Source organism: Candidatus Margulisiibacteriota bacterium (assembly GCA_031268855.1).
Classification (GTDB): domain Bacteria; phylum Margulisbacteria; class Termititenacia; order Termititenacales; family Termititenacaceae; genus Termititenax.
In genome coordinates, this window is record JAIRWS010000029.1 from 1 (window position 1) to 3,150 (window position 3,150).

Annotated in this window: 6 protein-coding genes; 2 read left to right on the forward strand and 4 right to left on the reverse strand. The window is 49.3% G+C overall.

Annotated features, from left to right (window positions below):
* The 4 genes from LBJ25_01800 to LBJ25_01815 all read right to left on the reverse strand — a co-directional run.
* On the reverse strand, positions 1–333 hold a 333-nt coding region (locus LBJ25_01800), incomplete at its 3' end, for a PIN domain-containing protein (GenBank protein ID MDR1452697.1).
* On the reverse strand, positions 330–521 hold the full coding sequence (locus LBJ25_01805; GenBank protein MDR1452698.1) for a type II toxin-antitoxin system VapB family antitoxin: 192 nt from the start codon (positions 519–521) through the stop codon (positions 330–332). The genes LBJ25_01805 and LBJ25_01800, both read right to left, overlap by 4 nt.
* A gap of 166 nt (positions 522–687) precedes the next feature.
* Positions 688–987: a hypothetical protein gene (locus tag LBJ25_01810; protein MDR1452699.1), complete on the reverse strand. Its 300-nt coding sequence runs from the start codon at positions 985–987 to the stop codon at positions 688–690.
* Entirely contained in the window at positions 974–1,255 is a 282-nt protein-coding gene (locus LBJ25_01815) for a BrnT family toxin (protein MDR1452700.1), read from the reverse strand. Before LBJ25_01815 ends, LBJ25_01810 begins: the two co-directional genes overlap by 14 nt.
* A 93-nt stretch (positions 1,256–1,348) precedes the next feature.
* Between LBJ25_01815 and LBJ25_01820 the strand changes: the two genes are divergently transcribed.
* Positions 1,349–2,233 (forward strand): RluA family pseudouridine synthase, encoded by an 885-nt coding sequence (locus tag LBJ25_01820; protein MDR1452701.1) that lies wholly within the window; start codon positions 1,349–1,351, stop codon positions 2,231–2,233.
* Positions 2,230–3,150 (forward strand): [FeFe] hydrogenase H-cluster radical SAM maturase HydE (gene hydE, locus LBJ25_01825; GenBank protein MDR1452702.1); only part of this gene is annotated, 921 nt, incomplete at its 3' end. The genes LBJ25_01820 and hydE, both read left to right, overlap by 4 nt.

Consider the following 3,150-nt stretch of genomic DNA (forward strand, 5'->3'; position numbering starts at 1 on the left):
GTCGCGGCTGAAAATCTGCAAATGATTTTGTAGACAGTTTTGGGCGATCAGCAGATCGGGAATCCCGATATTATTGAAACCTTTTTTGAGATTGACGGACCGCCAGGAGCGCAGTTCAGCCCAGTCAATACGCAGAGGGTATTTTCGCAAAGTTTTCAGCAGTTCCGCCAGCCTGCGCTCTCTTTGCCGCAAAACAGCCGGCAGCAATTCCGTCAAAATAAGCTCATTGGTGCAAGCCAAATTGTTTTCAATCAGTTTAGACAACGCGACCAGAGAATTATCGCCCCGAAAATACTCTATCCAAACCGACGAATCAACTAAAACGGCGTTCATCGGGCGCGCATTTTAGCTATGTCAATATTTAAATTAACCTTGCCAAAATATTTGGTCAAACCTTTGATCTTTTCCCGCTGGATCAGATTCTGCAAAGCCGCAATGATTAAAGCCGTTTTGGTAAGCGAACGTGTAACGGCCATCGCTTCGTCCAGCAAATCCGCTGGCAAATCCAAAGTCGTGCGCATATAAATCTCCTTTTTTATCTGCATATAATAACATATTATTATGCATAGGCAAGACCCTCAAAGCGGCAACGCGGCGCCAATTCAGCAGGGTTATAATCCCGCTATGTCAAAATTTAAGGTCAAACGCGTTGAAGTAGAGTAAAGGCTGGACGCTTGGAACAAATACTTAGGCCACTTTCACTGGTTTTTTGTTTATCCAATCAGCCAGCACATCGCCGGCAACAGTTGACCAGCCTTTGCCCAGTGAACGGAGCTTAATCAGCGCCGGCTCTGGAATACGGATAGATGCTAACTGCCGTGTTGTTTCTTTTTTTGGTCTGCCCATGCGGATATGCACGCGGCGGCCGCCTTCAAAATCGCCTTCGGCATCCTGTATGTCCCTATCTTTAAGATTTTTCACATATTCCCAATCCGTGCGGGATTTTGCCCGTAGTATTTCCTTTATTGTTTTTCTAACTATGGTCATAGTAATATCTCCTTTCTGTTTGTCTGCTTTTGCGCATAGAAATTATCCTGCATTTGTTATCTCTTTGAGTATGGATCACAACAATAATTATATTGTTGCTTAGTCCTATAGTTTTATAACGTAATTCTCCTTCTTGCGGACTTTCTAAATCAACATGGCGCGGATCAGAAAATACCTGCACAGCATCGTTAAAATCAAGCCCATGTTTTTTGATATTTTTTTCTGCTTTATCCGCATCCCACTCAAATCCATCAAATTCATAAAGCATGCATTTATTGTATTACAATAAGTCTGTTCTGTCAATTATGTTCAACCCGCGTATATTTCAAAGGCGCCAATTCAGCAGTGTTATAATCCCGCTATGTCAAAATTTAAAGTCAAACGCGTTTGCCCGCTCAAAAAATTTTTGGCGCAAAGTCTGGGGCTTTCCGCGACGCAGGCCAAAAAACTGCTCGACGCCAGAAAAGTCTTCGTCAATCAGCAGCGCGTCTGGATCGCGGGGTACAGCTTAAAAGCCGGAGACATTGTGGAAACGGCAGACCTTGCGGCAGCGCCCAATATTCACCCGCGTCATCCGCAAAACGGAGTTGAAGCAAGGAATCAAACGGACACTGAGCGGAGTATCCGTTACGTCATCGCCGCGGAGGATAACGAATATATTATAGTGAACAAACCGGCCGGACTGCTGGTCAATCAACACCCCGGCTCTTTGGAAGCTCTGCTGCAAAAGGACTTAAAAAATCCGCAAATCCGCGCGGCGCACCGTCTGGACAAAGACACCAGCGGTATGGTCATTTTTGCCAAAAACCCCAACGCCTTTGCGGAAATCGTCAGAGTTTTTCAAAAATTCGGCGTGGAGAAACATTATCGTGGCATCGCGCAGGGAGACTTGCGGCGAAAATTTCCCGCAAAATTCACGTTAGACCAGCCGCTCCAGGGACAATCTGCCGAGACCAGAGTGCGTATTCTGCAAAGCAATAATCTAGCCAGTCATTTTGCCGCGCAGATCATTACCGGCCGCAAACATCAGATCCGCGCGCATCTGGCGCAGGTTGGTTTTCCGCTGCTCGGCGAAAATATTTACCAGACCGCCGCGCTGAAAAACGCTGTTTATCGCCGGATACCACGCCAGATGCTGCACGCCGCGTCGATCCGTTTTACCAATCCTTGCAGCGGCAAGATCCTGCAGGCCGCCGCTCCAGAGCCGCCGGATTTTCAAAATATTTTGAAGGCATTGAAATTATGAACCAGGAAGAAATTTTAGAGTATTTAAAAACTGCTAACCCGCAAAAAACGCGGGAGCTTTTCGCGCGCGCGGATGCGGCGCGGCGGAAATACTGCGGCGACGGCGTGCTGCTGCGTGGCATTGTCGAATTCAGCAGTTACTGTCAGGGCAGCTGCGCTTACTGCGGCCTCAATAAACACAATCAAAATATGCCGCGCTACCGCCTGACTCCGGAAGAAATTATCGACGCCGCCGGACTGGTTTATTTCTCCGGCCTTAAAACTATAGTCCTGCAGTCCGGTGAAGATCCGGAGCTTGACCCCGAATGGCTGGCAGACCTCGTGCGCAAGATCAAAACCCGGTACGGTCTGTCTATCACGCTCTCCGTCGGTGAAAAACCGCGCGAAGCGTATCAGCTCTGGCGCGGCGCCGGCGCGGACAGATATTTGCTCAAAATCGAAACCACTGACGCGGCGTTATACGCGCGTCTGCATCCGAACATGAGTCTGGCCAACCGTCTGCGCTGTCTGGACGATCTGCAAAGTCTCGGCTATCAAACCGGTTCCGGCATTATCGTTGGCCTGCCCGGTCAAACGCCGGAAATTCTGGCCGGAGATATTTTGTTTTTTGCGGACCGAGATTTTGACATGATCGGTATCGGGCCGCTCATACCGCATCAAGCCACGGAATTAAAAGACCTGCCGCGCGGCAGCGTCGACCTAACTCTGCGCTGTGTCGCCCTGACCAGAATTTTAACCAAAAACGCCCACCTGCCGGCCACGACCGCGCTGGGTAGTCTGGACAAAGATTACCGGCTGGACGGGCTACAGGCCGGAGCCAATGTCCTGATGCCTAATTTCACGCCGCAGCCATACAAAAAGAGTTACGAAATTTATCCGGGCAAACGCTGCGTCAGCGAGCCGACCGGCCAGTGCGCG